Annotated in this window: 17 protein-coding genes; 7 read left to right on the forward strand and 10 right to left on the reverse strand. The window is 61.0% G+C overall.

Features of this window, described 5'->3' with window-relative positions; all coding sequences use genetic code 11:
• Positions 1 to 5: 5 nt before the first annotated feature.
• Genes ACP7D9_RS00800 through ACP7D9_RS00835 form a run of 8 tightly spaced genes read right to left on the reverse strand, consistent with a single transcriptional unit; the run spans position 6 to position 9015 of the window.
• Positions 6 to 1136, reverse strand: a complete 1131-nt coding sequence (locus tag ACP7D9_RS00800; protein WP_426155064.1) for a glycosyltransferase family 4 protein — start codon at positions 1134 to 1136, stop codon at positions 6 to 8.
• Complete coding sequence (locus ACP7D9_RS00805; protein ID WP_426155066.1) at positions 1137 to 2267, reverse strand: glycosyltransferase family 4 protein; 1131 nt, start codon at positions 2265 to 2267, stop codon at positions 1137 to 1139. It lies immediately after the preceding gene.
• Complete coding sequence (locus tag ACP7D9_RS00810; protein WP_426155068.1) at positions 2251 to 3627, reverse strand: glycosyltransferase family 4 protein; 1377 nt, start codon at positions 3625 to 3627, stop codon at positions 2251 to 2253. Before ACP7D9_RS00810 ends, ACP7D9_RS00805 begins: the two co-directional genes overlap by 17 nt.
• Complete coding sequence (locus tag ACP7D9_RS00815; RefSeq protein WP_426155070.1) at positions 3624 to 4889, reverse strand: ABC transporter ATP-binding protein; 1266 nt, start codon at positions 4887 to 4889, stop codon at positions 3624 to 3626. The genes ACP7D9_RS00810 and ACP7D9_RS00815 overlap by 4 nt, the downstream gene beginning before the upstream one ends.
• Positions 4889 to 5686, reverse strand: coding sequence for an ABC transporter permease (locus ACP7D9_RS00820; protein WP_426155072.1), 798 nt, complete (start codon positions 5684 to 5686; stop codon positions 4889 to 4891). Before ACP7D9_RS00820 ends, ACP7D9_RS00815 begins: the two co-directional genes overlap by 1 nt.
• On the reverse strand, positions 5687 to 7129 hold the full coding sequence (locus ACP7D9_RS00825) for a mannose-1-phosphate guanylyltransferase/mannose-6-phosphate isomerase (protein ID WP_426155075.1): 1443 nt from the start codon (positions 7127 to 7129) through the stop codon (positions 5687 to 5689).
• Between the two features lie 3 nt (positions 7130 to 7132).
• Complete coding sequence (gene gmd / locus ACP7D9_RS00830) at positions 7133 to 8104, reverse strand: GDP-mannose 4,6-dehydratase (protein WP_426155077.1); 972 nt, start codon at positions 8102 to 8104, stop codon at positions 7133 to 7135.
• Complete coding sequence (locus tag ACP7D9_RS00835) at positions 8101 to 9015, reverse strand: GDP-mannose 4,6-dehydratase (RefSeq protein WP_426155079.1); 915 nt, start codon at positions 9013 to 9015, stop codon at positions 8101 to 8103. Before ACP7D9_RS00835 ends, gmd begins: the two co-directional genes overlap by 4 nt.
• Positions 9016 to 9416: 401 nt before the next feature.
• On the opposite strand from ACP7D9_RS00835, the gene ACP7D9_RS00840 reads away from it, so the two are divergent.
• The 6 genes from ACP7D9_RS00840 (at position 9417) to ACP7D9_RS00865 (ending at position 17564) form a co-directional block, all read left to right on the forward strand.
• Positions 9417 to 11012, forward strand: coding sequence for a glycosyltransferase (locus ACP7D9_RS00840; RefSeq protein ID WP_426155081.1), 1596 nt, complete (start codon positions 9417 to 9419; stop codon positions 11010 to 11012).
• Positions 11006 to 12310: a glycosyltransferase gene (locus ACP7D9_RS00845; RefSeq protein WP_426155082.1), complete on the forward strand. Its 1305-nt coding sequence runs from the start codon at positions 11006 to 11008 to the stop codon at positions 12308 to 12310. The genes ACP7D9_RS00840 and ACP7D9_RS00845 overlap by 7 nt, the downstream gene beginning before the upstream one ends.
• Positions 12307 to 13182 (forward strand): class I SAM-dependent methyltransferase, encoded by an 876-nt coding sequence (locus ACP7D9_RS00850; RefSeq protein ID WP_313000182.1) that lies wholly within the window; start codon positions 12307 to 12309, stop codon positions 13180 to 13182. Before ACP7D9_RS00845 ends, ACP7D9_RS00850 begins: the two co-directional genes overlap by 4 nt.
• A 100-nt stretch (positions 13183 to 13282) precedes the next feature.
• Entirely contained in the window at positions 13283 to 14122 is an 840-nt protein-coding gene (locus ACP7D9_RS00855; RefSeq protein ID WP_101159774.1) for a class I SAM-dependent methyltransferase, read from the forward strand.
• Between the two features lie 135 nt (positions 14123 to 14257).
• Positions 14258 to 15442 carry a DUF3142 domain-containing protein gene (locus tag ACP7D9_RS00860; protein ID WP_426155085.1) on the forward strand — a complete coding sequence of 395 codons (1185 nt, stop codon included), beginning with the start codon at positions 14258 to 14260 and terminating at the stop codon, positions 15440 to 15442.
• A complete protein-coding gene (locus ACP7D9_RS00865) occupies positions 15429 to 17564 on the forward strand; it encodes a hypothetical protein (RefSeq protein WP_426155087.1) in 2136 nt (711 codons plus the stop codon). The genes ACP7D9_RS00860 and ACP7D9_RS00865 overlap by 14 nt, the downstream gene beginning before the upstream one ends.
• On the opposite strand, the gene ACP7D9_RS00870 is transcribed toward ACP7D9_RS00865, so the two are convergent.
• A complete protein-coding gene (locus ACP7D9_RS00870; RefSeq protein ID WP_426155089.1) occupies positions 17561 to 18190 on the reverse strand; it encodes a LysE family translocator in 630 nt (209 codons plus the stop codon). The genes ACP7D9_RS00865 and ACP7D9_RS00870 overlap by 4 nt on opposite strands.
• Before the next feature lie 145 nt (positions 18191 to 18335).
• Here ACP7D9_RS00870 and ACP7D9_RS00875 point away from each other — a divergent pair, with 145 nt between their 5' ends.
• Positions 18336 to 18809 carry an Lrp/AsnC family transcriptional regulator gene (locus tag ACP7D9_RS00875; RefSeq protein ID WP_397478698.1) on the forward strand — a complete coding sequence of 158 codons (474 nt, stop codon included), beginning with the start codon at positions 18336 to 18338 and terminating at the stop codon, positions 18807 to 18809.
• 100 nt (positions 18810 to 18909) lie between these two features.
• Here the strand turns inward: ACP7D9_RS00875 and lpdA are convergent, their stop codons facing one another.
• Positions 18910 to 20310, reverse strand: a complete 1401-nt coding sequence (lpdA, locus tag ACP7D9_RS00880; RefSeq protein WP_426155091.1) for a dihydrolipoyl dehydrogenase — start codon at positions 20308 to 20310, stop codon at positions 18910 to 18912.
• Positions 20311 to 20508 lie beyond the last annotated feature (198 nt).

The raw sequence follows: 20508 nt of genomic DNA on the forward strand, positions 1-20508 counted from the left end.
TGCACTCAAGCGTAGGACAGCGCCTTTTCAGCCAGCAGTTCCTGATACAGCTCTGTCCACTTGCGGCCCATCTCATCGGCGGTGAACAACTGCCGGTAACGCGCTTCGGCTTTGAGACCCATTTCGGCGGCACGCGCAGGGTTTTCCCATAGCGTACGCATGGCTTCACGAAAGGCCTGTGGATTGCTCGGAGGTACCACCAGCCCGGTTTCGTTGTGAATATTGATGAAACTGGTGCCGGTGCCGATTTCGCTGGAGATCATCGGCTTGCCGTACATTGCGCCTTCGAGCAACGAAATCCCAAAGGCCTCCGAACGCAGGTGCGAAGGGAAGACGATGGCGTAGCTCAATTGCAGCAACGCGACCTTGTCCTCATCACTCAGTCGTCCAAGGAAATGGATATTGCGCAGGCCCAGCTCAGCGGCCTGTGCATGCAGTTCCTGCTCCAGCGGCCCGGCACCGACGATCACCACGGGATAATCGACGTCTTTGAGTGCATCGAGCAGGATGTGCAGCCCCTTGTAATAACGCATCACCCCGACGAAAAGAAAAAACTTATCCCCAAGCTGTTGGCGCCAGCGGTTCATCCGTTCGCTATCGGGCTGTGGATAACCTGCCTTGTTCAAACCGTAAGGAATAACCCGTGTCTTGTGTTGAAACTGCTGCAGTACATCGCTGGTGTGCAGATAGTTGGGCGAGGCGGCGACGATACGGTCCGCGTTGGCGAGGAAGCGGTTCATCAGTGGCCGATAGAGCTTGAGCAAATACTTCTGGCGAATGATGTCCGAGTGATAGGTGACCACGCTCGGCTTGTTCACGGCGCTGGCGAAATGCACCAGGTCCATGAACGGCCACGGGAAGTGATAGTTGATCACGTCGGCCTCGGCGGCCAGCTCGCGGAACTGCTTGAACACACTCCATGAAAACCCGGTCGAGGCAAACTGGATATCCAGCTTCGCCCGATACACCTGGTGTTGACCGAGTTGCACCACCGGCGGGGTCGGGTCTGCACTGAGGGTCAGCACCTGTGCATCGATGCCGTGCTGGGCACCGCTCTCGCACAACTGGAAGATGACTTGTTCGATGCCGCCGACCGAATCGGGCAGGTATGTCTTGAAGAAATGAAGAACGCGCATTCAACCTCCCATGGCCTGGCGGTAGGCACCGGCCGTAGCCTGTGCACAACGCTTCCAGGTAAAAAGCCTCGCCTGCTGCAATCCTGCTTCGCGGCAGGCCTGCCAATGCGGTGAGTCGTCAATCAAACGGCTCATTGCGTCACGCAGGCCCTCGGCATCGTCCGCTTCAATATAGTTGCCAGCCGCGCCGGCCACTTCCGGCATCGCCGAAGAGCGAGTCGTCACCACCGGCGTGCCACTGGCCATGGCTTCCAGCACCGGCAAGCCAAAACCCTCATACAGCGATGGAAATATCAGCGCCCGGGCGCCGGCCAGCAGTTGCGCCAATTGCTCATCGGGCAGATAGCCGAGCAGACACACATGGCCGCTGGCCAACGCCTGGCGCAATGGTTCGTTGAACTGCTCGCGCTGCCAGCCGGCCATGCCCGCGATCAACAAGGGAAATCGCTGGCGTACGGCGTCGGATAGCAGGGCGTGGGCCTGCAACGCCAGGCTCAGGTTCTTGCGCGGCTCAAGGGTGCCGACGCAGAGGAAATATTCCCGTGTCTGAACGGCGTGGGCCTTGAGCACACTGTCGATTTCCTCGGTTTGCCGAGGACGGAAACGTTCGGCCACGCCTAGCGGCGCCACCACGAATCGCTGCGCAGGAAGATTGAAAAAAGCCTGGGCCTCGTCAGCGATGGCCTGTGAGTCGGTCAGAATGATTCGCGCCTGTGCCACGCCTGCGGCCAGACGGCGTTCGATTTCCCTCAGCCGTGCCGGCGGCTGGGTTTGCGGGAAATGCAGGTGCGTCAGGTCATGCAGGGTGATCACGGTCGGGCCGTCGAAGGCCAGCGGCCACAGGCTCGGTTCGTGATAGAGGTCGATCCCTTGCGCGCGCCCCTGATCGAAGCGTTTCTGCTCCAGCCAGCGCCGTGCCTGATAAGCCCCGGGTATCTGCCGCAACAATGGCGTCATGCGCGAATAGCCGGGCATGGCAGCATCCGGCAAAACGCAACTCCAGCCCCAGCCGTGAAACAGGCTGATGTCCACATCCGATTCGCCACGCAAGGCGTTGACCAGCTCGGCAACGTAATGGCCGATGCCGGTGCGCGGTGCTTGCAGGATGCGAGCGTTAAGAGCAATGCGCATGCTGATGTTCCGGAGCCGGCAGCGAAGCATTGAGGTTGCGCACAATACGCTCGACCAGTTGCGCGCTCGCCTCACGCCAGCTCAGCCAGCGCCAGTGTTCAAGGCTCAGCGGTGCCGGAAAAGCGCCGGAGCGCTCCATTCCGACCACCAGGTCAGTCAGCGACTGCGGATTGGTCAAATCGAAGTAGGCCATGTACTCGCCACCAATTTCGCGGAACACCGGAATGTCGGAGGCCATTGCCGGTAACCCTCGTTGCATGGCTTCTACCAGTGGCAGACCGAAGCCTTCGACATGGGACGGAAACACCAGCGCAGTAGCGTGGGAGTAGGCGTATTCGAGGCTTTTGTCGGACAGCGTGTTGTACATGAACAAACGCCGGTTCAGTTCGGGGTGTTGGCGGATGCGATCGATCAGTGCCTCACACTTCCAGCCAATCTTGCCGACAATGCACAACCGGGCTGGCGAGCCGACGGACCAGGCGCGTTCGAACGCATCAAGCAAATAGGCGTGGTTCTTGCGCGGCTCGATGGTGCTGACCATCAGAAACACTGGTTCAGGGGTTATGAACAGCTGCAGCAAGCCGCGGTCGACTTCCGCCTCGGCTTCGCTCAGGTCCAGCTCGGAGCCCAGATGGAAGTAATCGAACCAGCGTTGGTCGACCTGATGCGAGCCGATGCGGCGCTGCATTTCCTCATGCACCTGATCGCGGATCGTCGCCGAGATCGCTACATAGCCATCGGCCGTGCGCGCGATCCAGTCAAACCAGTCGTTGAACACCTTGACCAGACCGGCATCGCAAAACTGTGGATGGGTCAGCGGGATCAAATCGTAGATAACCGAAACGATACCCACCCCGTCACGCTTGAGTTGTTCGGCGAGGGGGAAAAAGTTCGCGTGCCACGATGAGTCCAGCAGCACCAGTTGATCACCCGCCCGGTGGGCCAGCGGCACGCAGCGCTCAGGAATGTGTTTGCCCCGCAGCGCGCGTTCAAACAGGCGCATCGGCAGACTGAAACAGCCAAACGCGGTTAGCCTGCAGCCGATATACAGCACCCGTCGGGTGAAATGCGAGCGGTTGAACGGCCAGCGCCGTTCCAGTGCGCGGTGACGTAACCAGAAGGCGTTGGCCCACTCCTCGAGTTTCACCCTTACGCCGATCATGTCGAGCTTGAGCGACTTGATTGGCGCCAGGCTTTTTACCTGGTAGAGAGCACCCTCGATCATCACTACCGGGATGCATTCAATGCTTTCATCGGCGCTCGGCAGTTGCTGGATGACGTTGCGCACTACGCGTTGAATGCCCGAATTGGCGGCAGGGTGCTCGAAAACATAGGTGCATTCCACCAACAAGCGGGTCATGGCAAGCTCTCCGTGTCGGTCAACTGGGCGAGGGGCGCGCTGCTGCGGGTAATGTCGGTCTGCGCCTGCAACCAGGAGCAGCCGACGAAGTCTTCCTGGCGATTGTTGATCACGTGGAAAATCAAACCGTAGTCGCGCCACTCGAAGTTGCGGTCCAGATGCGAGTCCAGCCGGGACAGACTCAAGGCGACCGAGTAGCTGCCCTTGCCCAGTCGCATGTCAAAGGCGAAACGGAAAGTTACTCGCTCGCCCGCGCTGAGGTCGGTCACCGCTTTGTCCAGACGATGGGTATTGATGCCGTAAATCGCTTGTCCCAGGCGATCCTTGATCATGAAGCCAAGAATAAGCCGCTCGATGTCCTGGCGGATTTCAGTCTGTACTTCCAAGACCACCGGCTGACCGACCTCGGCGACCTCAAGGCTGCGGCCCTGTGCGTCGAGCAGGCGAACGTTGAGAATGCCCGCTTCGCCGGTGCCGGAAATCGTCTGCACCTGGCCATTGGCAAGCATCTCTTGCCGTACGATCTGGCCCTCACGCTGGGCGAGCATGGCGTTGTAGTAGTCCATGACTTCTTCGGGTTTGCCACGCATGGCCAGGCGGCCATTCTCCAGGAGGATGGCGCTGTCGCAGATTGACTGAATGGCCGAGCGGTCATGGGAAACGATCAGCAGGGTGGTGCCCGCCCTGCGGAAGCTACGGATGCGCTCGAAGCTCTTGTGCTGGAAATAGGCGTCGCCGACCGACAGCGCCTCGTCGACGATCAGGATGTCCGGGCGGCGCGCGGTAGCGACGCTGAATGCCAGGCGCATCTGCATGCCGCTGGAATAGGTACGCACCGGATGATCGATGGCCTCGCCGATCTCGGCGAAGCCTTCGATTTGCGGCATCAGCGCGTCGATCTCTTCGACCTGCATACCCAGCAGTTGCCCGGCCATGACGGCGTTCTGGCGACCGGTAAAGTCCGGGTGAAAACCCATGCCCAATTCCAGCAGCGCGGCCACCCGCCCCTGCAGATGGATGTGTCCGCAAGTCGGTTGGGTAGTGCCGGTGATCATCTTGAGCAAGGTGCTTTTGCCCGCGCCGTTGACGCCGACGATACCCACGGCTTCACCGGGCTGGATTTCGAAGTCGACATCACGCAGCACCCAATGCAAGTCATGCCGAGCGCGGGAGAACGGCACCAGCCATTCGAGCAAGCGGCTCCAGCGGTTCGGGTATTGCTTGTAGGCTTTGGCCAGGCCGGTGACGCGTATGTGTCCCATCAGAGTTCGTCCACCATTTCACCGACTCGCTGGCGGAACAGGCGTAGCGCCATGGCGCAGAGCAACAGTCCGATGATCAGTAACGGCAGCAGGGCAGGCCAGTGCGGCCATTGATTGTAGAGGAAGACGTTCTGATAGCTGGTCATCAGCGCGGTCATCGGGTTGAAACTGATGATGTGCTGAATGCCCGATGGCAGGATCGACAATGGATAAACGATGGGCGTGAGCCAGAACCAGAACTGCAGGCAGATACCGAACATTTGCCCGACATCGCGAAAGAACACATTGAGCATGCCCAGCAACATCCCCAGTCCGGCGGCGAAAATCACCTGCACGACCAGCAGCGGTATCAGCGCCAGCAGGGCCATGCCGGGCAGGCGGCCGCTGACCAGAAGGAAGCCGAAGAACAGGCCGAGAATGATTGCAAAGTTGATCCCGGCGTTGAGCAGAGTGATCACCGGCAAGCAGATGCGCGGGAAACTGAGTTTCTTCAGCAGGTTGGCATTTTCCAGAAACATGGTCTGGCTGCGTGTGGTGATTTCCGCGAACAGACCCCAGGTCAGCAAACCGGCGCACAGGTAGACGCTATAAGCCAGACCATCCTCCACGCCCGGCAGGCGAGCGCGCATGATCTGCGAAAAAATTACCGTATAGACAACAATCATCGACAGCGGGTTGAGCACCGTCCACAGCGCGCCGAACAGCGAGTTGCGATATCGCGACTGGAACTCGCGTTTGACGCTGCCGAGGATGAATCCCCGGTAGCTGCGCATTGAGCGGTACAAAGAAAGCAGCATTCAGACCGTCCTGCCGTATTGATCTTCGAAGCGAACGATATCGTCCTCGCCCAGGTACTCGCCGCTCTGCACTTCGATGATCACCAGATCGATCACCCCAGGATTTTCCAGGCGATGGCGGTGACCGGCAGCAATGAATGTCGATTCGTTCTTGGCGACCAGCGTGGTGCCGGAACCGTTGTTGGTGACCTTGGCCATGCCTTCGACCACCACCCAGTGCTCGTTGCGGTGATGGTGCATCTGCAGCGACAGCTTGCCACCGGGTTTGACCACAATGCGCTTGATCTTGAAACGCGGGCCTTCTTCCAGAACGGTGTAGGTGCCCCACGGTCGGCTCACCGTGCGATGCAGGCGATAGGCCTCGTGGGACTTGTCCTTGAGCTGTTTCGCCACGCGGCGGACATCCTGAGCGCGGTCGGCATGCGCGACTAATACGGCGTCGGCGGTGTCGACAATGATCAGGTTATCCACCCCCACGGTCGCTACCAGCCGGCCTTCGCTATGCACGAAGTTGTGGTGGCTGTCGATGAAGATGGCTTCGCCGCTGGCGCGGTTGTTGTCGGCGTCGGCGGGAATCAGCGCTGCGACCGCGTTCCACGAACCGATGTCGCTCCAGTCGAAACCGGCGGGCACCACAACGACTTTTTCCGAGCGCTCCATCAGCGCGTAGTCGATGGAGATGTCGGTGATTTCGGCAAACAGCGTCGGCGACAACTCCTGTTGCAGGCAGCCGACCGTTTCGACCGGCGTGCTGGCAGCCATGCAGGCGCGGGTCTGTTCCAGCAACTCGGGGGCGTGCAGTTGCAGCTCGGCGAGGAGGGTCGCGGTGGTGAAGCAGAACATCCCCGAATTCCACAGGAAGTTGCCGCTTTCCAGGTAATGCGTGGCGGTTTGCAGGTCGGGTTTCTCGACAAAGCGCTGCACCCTGGCCGCGCCTCTGGCATCCAGCGGCGCACCGGTTTCGATGTAGCCGAAGCCGGTTTCCGGGGCGGTCGGAACCACGCCGAAGGTCACCAGATAACCATCCTTGGCCAGATTGACTGCATGCTCGACCGCACTTTTCAGGGCGTCCTGATTGACGATCAGATGATCCGCCGGCATCACCACCATGATTGCGTCGTCGCCATGCAGTGCCTGCAACGACAGCGCTGCTGCCGCGATCGCCGGTGCGGTATTGCGCCCGCTCGGCTCAAGCAAAAAGTGCCCGCGATGGCGTGACACCCGGGCTGCGCAGTAGTGGTCCTTGCTCTGGAAGTAGTACTCGCGATTGGTCACCGTGACGATGTCGCCCCAGCCATCGAGCAACGCTGCCGCGCGCTGGTAGGTCTTGGCCAGCAACGACTGGCCATCGGGCAGGGTCATGAACGGCTTGGGGTGGCCCTCGCGGGACACCGGCCACAAACGGGTGCCGGCACCGCCGGACAGAATCACGGGGATGAGCATGGCCTACTCCTTGGCAACGCGTTTCATGTCCGCATCCATCATCATGCGGATCAGGGTGTCCAGGTCGGTTTTCGGTTTCCAGCCCAGCACGCGCTGGGCCTTGGCCGGGTTGCCGAGCAACACTTCGACTTCGGCCGGGCGAAAGAACGCGGGGTCGATCTTCACGTAATCACGGTAGTTGAGGCCGACGTGATCGAAGGCGATGCGGCACATTTCGCGCACCGTGGTGGTTACGCCCGTGGCGACCACGAAGTCGTCCGGTTTGTCCTGTTGCAGCATCAGCCACATGGCTTCGACGTAATCGCCGGCAAACCCCCAATCACGTTTGGCGTCAATGTTGCCCAGGGCCAGCTCCTGCTGTTTGCCCTGCTTGATGCGTGCGGCGGCATCAGTGACCTTGCGGGTGACGAACTCGATGCCGCGCAGCGGTGATTCATGGTTGAAGAGGATGCCGCTGCTGGCGTGCAGGTTGAAGCTTTCACGGTAGTTGACGGTGATCCAGTGGCCGTAGAGCTTGGCTACACCGTAAGGGCTGCGCGGGTAGAACGGCGTGTTCTCGTCCTGCTGTTCAGCTTGGATCAGACCGAACATTTCGCTGGTCGAGGCCTGATAGAAACGCGTGTGCGGGCTGAACTGGCGGATCGCTTCGAGCAGGTGCGTCACGCCCAGTCCATCGACGATGCCGGTGGTGACCGGTTGATCCCACGAAGCGGCGACAAAACTCTGTGCGGCGAGGTTATAGACTTCATCCGGTGCCGATTTGATTACCGCACGCTGCACCGAGCAGGCATCGGCCATGTCGCCGTCCAGATAGATGATATCGGCTTCGATACCCATCTCGCGCAGGCGCCAGCGTGAATCGCTGCTGCGTCGGGCGACGAGGCCATGAACCCTGTAACCCTTGTCCAGCAGCAGTCTGGCCAGATAGGCGCCGTCCTGGCCCGTGATCCCGGTAATCAGTGCACTCTTTGTCATTCTTGGCGTACTCGCATCTCCCAGTCGGACAGGATCGCCCGCAGGGATTGTTGTGTGGTGGTGGCGGGCGCCCATCCTGTGGCGTTGGCCAGTTTGGCGTGGCTGCCGCAGACGCGCCGCTGGTCGGCGCGACGCATGCGCGCCGGATCCTGCACCAGCTCTACGTCGACTTCGGCCAGATCGGCCAATTGTTCGATCAGGCTGCGAATGCTTTGCTCGCGGCCAGAGCAGATGTTGTAGACCTGCCCCGGTGTGCCGTTTTCCAGCAGTGCGAAGTAGGCGCCAATTACGTCGCTGACATCGAGAAAATCCCGTGTCACGTCGATATCGCCGACTTGCAGTTGCGGCGCTTGCAAGCCCTGTTTGATGCGGCAGATCTGCCGGGCAGCGCTGGCGATGACGAAGCTGTCTTTCTGCGCGGTGCCGATGTGATTGAACGGACGCGCAACCAGCACCGGCCAGCTTTCGCTCAGGCCCCATTGCAAGCTGAGGAACTCTGCCGAGAGTTTGCTCACTGCATACGGATTGCGCGGCAGCGGCGGTTGCTGCTCGGTGATTGGCAAATCCTGTTCGCCGACCTGGCCATAGACGTCGCCGGAGCTGACATACAGGAAAGTGCCGGCAAAGCCGCGAGCCTTGAGCGCCTGCAACAGGTTGAGTGTGCCGAAGAGATTGATGTCGAGGGTGCGGGCCGGGTCACGAAAGGCTTCCGGCACGAAGGTCTGGCCGGCCAGATGAATGACCGCATCGGGCAATTCCGGCCAGAGATCGGTGAGGCTGTCGGCGTCTGTGAGGTCGTAGGGCGAAGCGGCAGGCAGCAGCGCCCACGACGAACCCGGCGCAGCCAGACGAGACTGAATGTGTTGTCCCACGAAGCCGTTGAGGCCCGTGACGAACAGACGTTTTTTCAAACAGCGACCCCTTGGTCATGACTTGCGCCGCTTTTCCACAGGCTTTAAGGAGAGGTCTGTCAGACCGCAGGAAAAGCCTGAAAAACTATGGGCGAAGTCCGTTGTTGTAGTTATTTGCGCTCAATCTGGGCCAATTGCACGGCAATTTCAACAGGGCAAACCGTGACTGGTCAGTTCTCGTCAGCGTAGCCGGATTTATTCTTGGCGGGCGGTTCCCGGAGCCGCAATGGATGTGTTTAGAATGGCGCTCGTCGCCCTCCCAGGGTTTGCCCGAGGGCATCGCGCAGCGGGGGACGCCGACCACTAAAACAAGAACGAAGACGTGTCTGGGGAGACTGACCCATCAGTGCCCGGCCGTCATAGCATGAAGTAGCCGGGATGGCGCTTCATCGTGGGATGCCATGAATTTCATTCTCTATTCGGACGTCAACGACAGCTCCATCAGTGCCAGCCTTGGGCGCCCGGAATACAGCTATTACTTCGTGCTCAAAGCTTACCGTCCAGTGCTGGAAAGCCTTGGCCAGGTGCATGTGGTGGCGTCGCCTGATGCGGTTGATCCGTTGTATCTGCGATTGCGTCAGGCCGATCAGGAATGCCTGTTTCTTTCCTTTGCCCCGCCTCACAAGACCCCAACGGGGCTGCAATGCCCGATGGTCTGCGTGATCGCTTGGGAGTATGACTCGATTCCCAGCGAGTTCGCTGCCGGCGATGAACGCCAGGACTGGCGTCAGATGCTCGCGCGCCATGGCCGGGTGATTACCTTGTCGTCTCATACCGCGCAGGCGATCCGCCGCAGCCTCGGTGAAGATTTCCCCGTACTGGTTTTGCCAACGCCGCTGTGGGAGCGCTTTGCGCAAGTTCGACAGGATTATCCCAGTGTGCCGGTCAACCCCGGCAGCACCTTGCAAATCAAGGGGTGCATCATCGACAGCCGCACCTTGGGATTGTCCGCCGACGGCCTTATCGCGCCGATTCACAGCGAGCAGGAACTGGAAACCCGTGGTCTCGCTCAAGCGCCCGAACTGACCGTCCACCGACGGGCATTGATCACCAGACACTATTTGCGTGAATGCTACCGGGCCCTGAAGAGCCCTTCCGAGCACCGTCCTCTGTTTCTGCTCAAGCACAACCTGTTGCAGTGGTATCGCGAAGCGCTCAGCGATCTGTTGCCCGCTACCGTTCGGCACAAGCTCGCCGGCTGGCGTGCATCCTCACGCGATGTGCTGCCGGTAACGGTCTCGCAGGCACTGGACCAGGCCGACCACCCGCAGGCGTCACTGCCTCACACGGACGCACAGGTCCAGATCGACGTCAGCGGCGTGGTGTACGTCAGCGTGTTCAATCCGCAGGACGGGCGCAAGAACTGGCATCACCTGATCACTGCGTTCTGCTGGGCCATGCGTGATGTCGAGGACGCCACCCTCGTGCTGAAAATCACGCAGAACGACTTGTCGAGCTACTACGTCCACCTCATTACCTTGCTGTCACAACTGTCGCCCTTCGCCTGTCGAGTGATAGTCATGCACGGATACCTGGAAGATGACGAATTCGCCCGTCTCTATGGCGCCGCCAGCTTCTACGTCAATGCGTCGCGCTGCGAAGGTTTGTGCCTGCCATTAATGGAGTTCATGTCTTGCGCCCGGCCAGTGATTGCCCCCGACCACACCGCGATGGGCGATTACATCGACGAACGTGTCGGCTTCGTCGTCAAGTCGAGTCGCGAGCCGACCATCTGGCCCGAGGACGTGCGCATTCTTTATCGCACCTTGCGCCACCGCCCCGATTGGGGATCGTTGAAAACCGCCTACGAGAACAGTTACATCATGGCCAAGAACAATCCGCAGGCTTACCAGGCCATGGCAGCGGCGGCCAGTGAGCGCATGCGCGAATACTGCGGATTCGGTCCTGTACAGAAGCGCGTGGCGACATTTTTCGGGCTCGCGACGACCAGCGCAAACGTCCCCCTGTCGGTCAAGACCGGAGCGGGCTCATGCTGATCATCATTCATTCGGAAACCAACAAGAGCAATATTCAGCAGAACCTCGGACGGCCCGAGTACAGCTATTATTTCGTGCTGAAGGAGTTCCGCCCTGTACTGGAACGAATCGGTCAGGTGATCGAGGTCAGCCAGCCCGACGAACTGGTCGACCGTTTGTACTTCGACTGTTTGAGCCGCGGCGAGGCGTGCATTTTCCTGTCCTTTTCCCCGCCGCACCGTACCCCCATTCATTACGCCTGCCCGACCATCCCGGTTTTCGCCTGGGAGTTCAGTACCATCCCCACTGAAAGCTGGCAGGGTGAACCCCGCCATGACTGGCGCGTGGTCCTGCAGGCCTGTGGTCGGGCGATTACCCATTCGACATTCACAGTCAAAGCGGTCAGCGAGGTCATGGGAGATGACTATCCGGTGTGTGCGATTCCCGCCCCGGTGTGGGACCGTTTCGCCGAGCGCGGTGAGCATTTGCTCAGGCATCCGGTCGTAGATGGCGTAACGCTCAACCTGCACGGGCTGCTGATCGACAGTCGCAAGGCGGACCTGCGTGCCTACGGCCCACCGGCACTGCGCGAAGGTGCGCCAATACCCCTTGATGGACCGGCCGCAGATTGCCAGTTGCACCTGGAAGGCGTGGTCTACACCTCAGTGTTCAACCCTTACGACGGTCGCAAGAACTGGCAGGACATGATCAGCGCGTTCTGTGCCTCATTTCGCGAGATCAGTGATGCGACCCTGGTTCTGAAACTGACGCACCACGACATCGCCAACGCGCTGACCGACATGCTGCACCACCTGTACAAGAACCAGTTCTATAAATGCCGGATCGTGCTGATCCACGGCTATCTGGCCGATGCCGATTACGAAGCGCTTGTGCAGGCCACCAGTTACGTGGTCAACAGTTCGTACGGCGAGGGTCAGTGCTTGCCACTGATGGAATTCATGTCGTGCGGCAAGCCAGCCATTGCGCCCGTGAACACGGCGATGGCCGATTACGTGAGCCGCGACAACGCGTTCCTGGTCGACTTCACCGAGGAGCTCACGGCCTGGCCGCATGACCCGCGCGCGGCCTACCGCACCTTGCGTTACATGACTGACTGGGATTCGTTGTGTGCCGCCTACCGCGACAGCTACGAGGTGGCAAAAAACGACCCACCGCGTTATGCGGCCATGTCCGTTGCGGCGGTTCAGAGCCTGCAACGCTTCTGCAGCCAAGCCAGCACCGAGCAGCGGTTACGTGCCTTCCTCGAGTTGCCGCTGCCAGCTGCCGGCCCGCAGCCTGCGCAGGTCACGCTCGCATGATCGGGCGTCTGCTCGCTCGCTGGCTGCCCTCGCGTGCGGCATTGCCGCCGGCGCAGCCACCTGTACCCGTATCGCCCCGTGACGTCGGTCTGCATGACGCAGTACTCGACGGCTGGTTCCGGAACGACAGCGGCGAACTGCTTCAGGGGTTTGCGATAACGGCAGACGATACCGTGCTCGACGTCGGTTGCGGCGAGGGCGTGGCCACATTGTTTGCCGTGCGTCAGGGCGCTTCGGTGATTTTCACCGACAGCGAACACGATAAGGTGCGAAACCTCGCGCGTGAAGTCCAGGCGCAAAGTACAAATGCCAGCCTCGGACTGGTCAGCAACAGCCTGCCCTTACCGCTGGCCGACGGCTGTGCCAGCAAGGTCGTGTGCATGGAAGTGCTGGAACACATCGCCGAACCCGAGCCCTTCATGGCCGAGCTGGTACGCATGGGACGGCCCGGTGCGCAGTACCTGCTCAGCGTACCGGCACCGGTCGGCGAGCACCTGCAAAAAGGCATCGCGCCGGCCAGCTACTATCAATCGCCCAACCACGTGCAGATTTTCACCCCTGAGCGCTTCGCCGCGCTGGTGGAAGAGGCCGGTCTGGTGATCGAGCATCGTCGGGCCAGCGGTTTCTTCTGGGTGATGGGCATGATCTTTTTCTGGGCGGGCGAACGCGCTGCGGGACGTGATCCGGCTGGCGCGGTGCGAGATCGCATCCAGGCTCCATTCATGCCTTTGATGGAGAGCTGGGCGAAAACCTGGCAGGACTTGCTCAACCAGCCCGGCGGACTGGCGATCAAACAGATCCTCGACAGCTTTCTGCCCAAGAGCCAAGTGATCATCGCTCGCAAGCCAGTGCAGGAGGTAGACGTGCCATGAACGGCAGACTGATCTTTGAACCTGTGCGCAACCGCCGTGCCTCGCTGATGCAGGGCCTCGGTGCGTCACGATCCGCTATTCCTGTCCCTGGAGCCACTTCATGCTCAGCCTGTTGAAAAAACTCAGGGCTGCGACGCCAGCCCCGGCGCTGTCGCAGCCCGTTGCAGCGGTCGCCAGCAAGGTCGATCCATACATGCTCGGCCTGTACGATGCCAAGCTCAGTGGCTGGTTCAATCAGCAGACCAATGAGCTGTTCAAAGGCTTCGCTGTGTCAGCGGATGACACGCTGCTCGACGTAGGCTGCGGCGATGGTGGCAACGTGCATTTCTGCGGCATGCGCGGGGCGAAGATCATCATCGCCGATATCGATGCAGGCAAGGTCGACGCCACCCGGCAGCGTCTGAGCGATACGCCGGCGCGAGAGGTGGAATGTCACGTCACTGACTGCAACCCGCTGCCGATTGCCGACGCAACGGCGACACGTGTGGTATCCACCGAAGTCATCGAGCACGTCGACGATCCGGCGCAGTTTCTTGCTGAGCTGGTGCGCGTGGGCAAACCCGGCGCGATGTATTTGCTGAGTGTCCCGCATCCGAGTTCCGAGGAGTTGCAGAAAGACATCGCCGCGCCAGAGTATTTTCAGAAGCCCAATCACATACGCATCATCAGCGAAGAGCAATTCAAGGCAATGGTCACCGAGGCCGGGCTGGAGATTGTCAGTCACACCCAGTACGGCTTTTACTGGTCGATGTGGATGCTGCTGTTTTGGGAAGCGAAGGTTGATTTCAGCAATCCGGATCATCCGCTGCTCGATCACTGGGCCGAGACCTGGCAAGCGGTGCTGGATTCCCCGCGCGGAGCGCAGATCAAACAGGCGCTGGATGCGGTGGTGGCCAAGAGTCAGGTAATCATCGCGCGCAAACCTGCGGCATCCGTGTAGAAGCTGCGGCACGCTGCGATCTTTTGATCTTGATTCTTGAAGCCATGTCCAAAGATCGCAGCCTCGTTTCACTCGACAGCTCCTACAAGGGTTTTGTGTAACCTTGCGGCCTGTGGTCTCGGGGATTTTCAAGGTATGCGGTTTATTGTGGGTCTGTTTCTCGGTGTGTTGCTTGCGGGGTGCGAGCAACACGCCGCGCCAGCCCTCGACCAGCAACTCTACGTCTGGCAACGTCAATGGACGCCGGCGCATGAAGCGGCATTGCGCGACAGCCACGACGACTTCTCGACACTGCGCGTGCTGGCGTTGCAGGGTTTTGCGGGGGCGCGGTGGAGCAGGGCGCGGGTTGATCCGGCGTTGTTGACAACCGATGGCCGCCCGTTGATCGCAGTGATTCGCCTCGATGGCCAGATGCTGTCGCTGGACCAGGAGCAGGTCACCGCGCAGATTCTGCAAGTCATCGCCGATTGGCAGGCGCAGGGCCTTACGCTGAACGGTATCGAAATCGACCACGATGCCGGTAACGCACGGCTGACCGGATACGCTGGATTCCTCAAACATTTGCGCGCGGCCTTGCCGCCATCGTTGCCTTTGAGCATCACAGCGCTGCCGGCCTGGCTCGATAGCGCGCAGTTGCCAGCGCTGTTGCAAAGCGTCGACAGCAGCGTGCTGCAAGTTCACGCCGTGAGTGATCCGCGACTGGGTCTGTTCGATCACGAGCAGGCGTTGAAGTGGGCCAAGGCCTGGGCACGTGTCAGTGCCAAACCGTTCTATCTGGCGCTGCCGGCCTACGGCGTTGCGCTGTTGGAAAATGACGGCGGCGCGCCCGTGGTGGAAAGCGAAGTGCAACTTGAGCGCGGCGGTCAGCGCCGGGAATTGCTCGCCGATCCGCTGCAACTCAGCCAGCTGGCCAAGGCTTTGCGCGAAGCTCCGCCCGAGCATCTCGCCGGGCTGATCTGGTTTCGCCTGCCGCTGGCCAATGATCGTCGCGCCTGGAGCCTGACTACGTTGCGCGCCGTGGCACGCGGCGATGTGCTGAACAGCCGATTGGGTCTGTCATTCAAAGAACTGGGCGGACTTTATGACGTTCAGCTCGAAAACCGCGGCAATCTCGACAGCCCCTGGCCCGCGCGAATCACGCTAAAGGCGCAGGGTTGCGCCGGCGCCGATGCGCTCGCCGGTTACTCGTTGCAACAAAGTGCCAATCTGCTTACCTTCTCCCGCCTGCGTGACGGCCGCTTGCCGGCGGGCGGGCAGCGCGCTATCGGTTGGGCGCGTTGTGCACATATTGATCAAGGAGGTTCGCATGTTGACCCGTAACTGGCCCCGCCATCTGCTTTGCCTGAGCCTCAGCCTGCCGCTGGGTTCGGCGCTGGCCTGCGGCCCGGACTTCCCCATGCGCCTGCTCGACAATCGCGCGCAGACCCTGGCCGATCTGCCCGAAGGCAGTTTCAGTTTCGAAATCAGCCGTTTGGGTAAAACCATTGCCGGGCTGAAAATTGTCACCGCCGCGACCCATAATCCCAATGATTACGCCGAAGACAACGCGTCCGAGCTGGCGCGCGAACAGGCTGAGCAGCTTGGCCTGAGCACCGAGCAATACGCCGTGGTCAAGCGCCTGCGCGGGCTCAGCGATGCACGTCAGGCCGAGGAGCAGGGCGCCAGTCTGCCGGCGGAAATCCGTTTGTACGTCGCCGGCGCCGTGGCCTTCGCCAGCGGGGATCATCAATTGGCCACGGAGTATTTCAACAAGGTGCTGGGGCTGCCGGCAGAGCAGCGTCCGTTGCGCAGCACGTGGGCGGCTTATTCCCTGGGGCGCATCGCCTTTGCCATGAGCAACCAGGCGCACGACCGCAGCGCAGCGCTGGAGCAGGCACGCGATGCCTTCCGCCAGGCTCGGCAGTTGAGCATCGACGGCTTCAGCGATCCGCTGGAACTGGGCGTTGCCAGTCTCGGTGAAGAGGCACGCGCGTTGCGCAGCGCGGGCGACTGGAGCGCCGCCATCGAACTCTACGAAGCCCAGAACCTGCATGGCTCGGCGGTCGGCTACACGTCGCTCAAGCAACTGATGAACGAGCTGGCCGAGTTGCCCGAGGCTCAGCTGGCGGAACTGCTGCAGCAGCCAGCGGTGCAGCAACTGGTCACGGCGTGGCTGGTCAGCCGTCAGGGCTGGTCATTCGGCGAACAGCCGGCAAACCAAAAAAAGCTGGTAACGCTGTTGCAGAACAACACCCGTGGCAGCCACGACAATGCCGATCGACTGGCGGCGATGAGTTATCAGCAGGGCGACTACGCGTCTGCCAAGGCCTTTCTGGTAAACGCCGGGGACGGCGGGCTGGCCTGGTGGCTGCGGGCAAAACTGGCGGTGCGTGAGGGGGACATAACTGCCGCCGCCGCAGCGTACGCCAAAGCCGCCCAAGCCTTCCCGCAGAACGAGGACTGGGGTTATCGCCGCACACCGGACTGGGCGTTTGAAACGCTGCAGCCCAAATGCCGGGTCGAGGGCGAAAGCGCGATCCTGGCGCTGCAGCGCGGCGAATACCTGCAGGCTTTCGTGCAGTTGTATCGCAGTAACAGCATCTACTGGCTTGATGCCGCCACCGTTGCCGAACGGGTGCTGACGGTCGAGGAGCTCAAGCAGTACGTCGATGAGAATGTGCCGGCGCCGCCGCCGTTGACTCAACAGGAGCGCGATAACTACGTGCCGCTGTCGGTGGCCGCCAACCTGCGCAATCTGCTCGGTCGGCGGTTGCTGCGTGAAGGGCGTTACGAAGAAGCGATCGCTTATTTCGCCAGTGACGATTTGCAACACAAGGCCCGGCTCTATGGCGAGCAACGGCTAAAGGCCGATGCTGCGTGGTGGCCGAGCAAACGCGCCAGTGCGTTGTACAACGCCGCATGGACGGCGCGGGAGTGGGGCATGGACATCCTCGGTTATGAGATGGCGCCTGATTACGCCACATTCGGCGGCAACTACACGCTGGAGAGCACGAAGCTGGATGTCGGCCCGCTGATTTCCGCGGCGCAAGTGCAGCGCCAGCAGGCGAGCGCCGCGCAACCGGACCAGCGCTATCACTATCGTTTTGTTGCTACGTCATTGGCCAGCCGCGCGGCCGATAACCTGCCGCACACCAGTCAAGCGTTTGCCGCGGTGTTGTGCAACGCCGCCGGCTGGAACAGCAGCCTTGAAGACCAGAGTGCGCTGTATCAGCGCTACGTCAAGGAAGGTCCTTATGTGCCGTGGGCACAAGACTTCGGTAATCAATGTCCGTACCCGGACTTCGAAAATGCCGACAAGCGCTACGTCACCCAGGTCACCGATGCCGTCCGTGCGACGCTGCGACCGTACAAGTGGCCGGTGCAGATCGGCGCGGTGCTGCTGGTCGCTGCTGCTGCGCTACTGCTGATCACCCGTCGCCAGCGCAAGGTACGCAAGGCTTAAGCCTGTTGAATGAAGCTCAGGCGTACGGCGAAGCCAATCAACAGGCTGCCGAACAGCCATTGCTGAACGCGCTGAGCCGTTGGACTGTGTTGCAGCCAACGGCCCAATGCCGCACCGGTCAGGGCGACAACACTGTCGAACAGCAGGCCGACGCTGACCAGCACCAGGCCAAGTAGAGCGAACTGGCCCAGCACCGGCGTGCCATGACTGACGATGAATTGCGGCAGCAACACTGAGCAGAACAGCAAGGCCTTGGGGTTGAGCAGGTTGGTCAGCAGGCCGCGCCGGATCGCCTGCCGCCATTGATCTTCGCCGGGTAGCTGCTCTTGCGCTTGCAGGTTCGGTACGAGCGGGCTGCGAAAACATTGAATGCCGATCCACAGCAGGTACGCCGCGCCCGCGATGCGCACCACGTCAAACGTCCACGGTGCCGTTTTGAACAGCGCCGCCAGCCCCAATGCCGCCAATGCCACGTGGCAGGCGCGGGCGATCGCCAGGCCCAACGCGGTGGCCAATGCCGCGCCGCGACCCTGCCGCGCACCGGTCTGCAACAGCAGGATCATGTCTGGCCCCGGCAAAAGAAGCACCACAGCCAGCGTCAGGATAAACAGCCAGAGACTTGCCACGTCACGCCCTCGTTCGTTGTTGATGTGTGGGCGCCAGTCTAGAGCGAGAGGGCGGGGCAGGTGCTTGCGTAGTCGGCTTCAAAACAGGGCGGGTTTGGCATAACCTGCTGGTTTTCTGAGCTGTACCTATCGGGATCTGCCAAAGATGAAACTCGACACTTACGACCGCAAGATTCTCGCCGCGCTGCAACGCAACGGCCGCTTGAGCAATGTCGAGCTGGCGGAAGAAATCGGCCTGTCCGCCTCACCGTGTTTGCGGCGGGTGCGCATGCTGGAAGAGGCAGGGGTGATTCGCGGCTATCAGGCCAATCTGGATCGTGATGAAGTCGGGTTGGGGCTGACGGTGTTTGTCGGCGTCAAAGTCGAGCGGCACAACGAAGAGCGGGCCGAGGCTTTTTATGCCGCCGTCACTGCATTGCCCGAGGTTGTCTCAGCGTTTCTGGTGTCCGGGGAGTCGGATTTCCTGTTGCAGATAGTCGTGCCTGACCTGCGAGCGTATGACCGCTTTGTCAGTGGACACCTGCTCAAACTCCCGGGGGTGAGCGATATTCGCAGCAACTTTGCCATTCATACGGTGAAAGCGCCGGGTGCGTTGCCGTTAGGGCATCTGCCGCTGTAGACCGGGTAGCGCCATTGGCGAGCAGGCTCGCTCCCACAGGGGTAACGCATTCCAAAGTGGGAGCGAGCCTGCTCGCGGAGGCGGCGGCAAGGTTTGAAAGCTACATTTGCGTCGCCATCCCCTCGACATTCATCGCCGCCTGGCGCAAGGCTTCCGAACGCGTCGGATGCGGATGGCAGGTCAGTGCGATGTCCTCGGCCGACGCGCTGAACTCCATCGCCACACAAAACTCGCCGATCATCTCGCTCACGCTCGGCCCGACCAGATGCACGCCGAGCACTTCATCGGTGCGCTCGTCGGCAAGGACTTTGGCAAAGCCTTCGGTTTCGTGATTGATCTTCGCCCGGCTGTTGGCCGTGAAGGGAAACTTGCCAACCTTGTAGGCACGGCCCTCGGCCTTGAGTTGTTCTTCGGTCTGGCCGACGCTGGCCAGTTCCGGTTGGGTGTAGATGACGTTGGGGATCAGCGCGTAATTGACCTCGCCCGCCTTGCCGTGGATCTGCTCGACGCAGGCCATGGCCTCGTCTTCAGCCTTGTGCGCGAGCATCGGCCCGGAGGTGACGTCGCCGATCACCCAGACTCCGGCGGCTTCGGTGCGATGTTGTTTGTTGGCGAGCATGCCGCGTTTGTCGGTACTCAGGCCGACGTTCTCCAGCCCCAGGCCTTGGGTGTACGGCCGGCGCCCGATGGCCACCAGCACATAATCGGCTTCGATCAGCTCAGCCGTGCCGCCAGCGGCAGGCTCGACACTCAGCTGCACGCCTGTAGCAGAATGGGTGGCGCTGGTGACCTTTGAGCTCAACTTGAAGGCGATGCCCTGTTTGCTCAGCGCGCGCTGCAAGGTCTTGCCGGCCTCGGCATCGACACCGGGGCAGATGCGGTCAAGGTATTCGACCACGGTGACCTGCGCGCCGAGTCGCCGCCATACCGACCCCAGCTCCAGGCCGATCACCCCGGCACCAATGACCACGAGATGTTTGGGTACTTCACCGAGCGACAGCGCGCCAGTGGAATCGAGGATGCGCTGGTTGTCGATCTCGACGCCAGGCAGGGGAGTGGGCTCGGAGCCGGTGGCAATAATGATGTCCCTGGCGGTGAGCTCGGTCTTGTTGCCCTGGCCGTCGGTCACCGTCACTTTGCCCGGGCCGTCGATGTGGCCCCAGCCCTTGATCCAGTCGACTTTGTTCTTGCGAAACAGGAACTCGATGCCCTTGGTCAGGCCGGCGACGCTTTCGTCTTTCTGTTTCATCATCTGCGCAAGGTTCAGCGTCGGTTTGACCTCGATGCCGAGGTTGGCGAACTCCGGACCCACCGCAGCGGCGTACAGCTCTGAGGCGTGCAGCAAGGCTTTGGACGGCATGCAACCGACGTTCAGGCAGGTGCCGCCCAGCGTTGAACGCCCCTCAACGCAAGCGGCCTTGAGCCCGAGCTGGCCGGCGCGGATCGCTGCGTTATAACCGCCGGGGCCACCGCCCAGAATCACCACGTCATAGTTGCTCATGCGCTTGCTCCAGGTTGCTCGATGGGAATAGCCAAGATTAGTTGCGATAAAAATTATGCGCGTAATATGAGCGTTGCCGGACATTTCGGTCAAGGCTTCAGGCAAACGACAGCTGCGGCGTTTTTGAATAAGCGCAGTTGTGTACGAATATTTCACAGTTTCCGTTATATCGTAACGCTACGACCAATTTAGCCGGGG

It is taken from the genome of Pseudomonas sp. TSRC2-2, from assembly GCF_049897785.1.
Lineage (GTDB): Bacteria > Pseudomonadota > Gammaproteobacteria > Pseudomonadales > Pseudomonadaceae > Aquipseudomonas.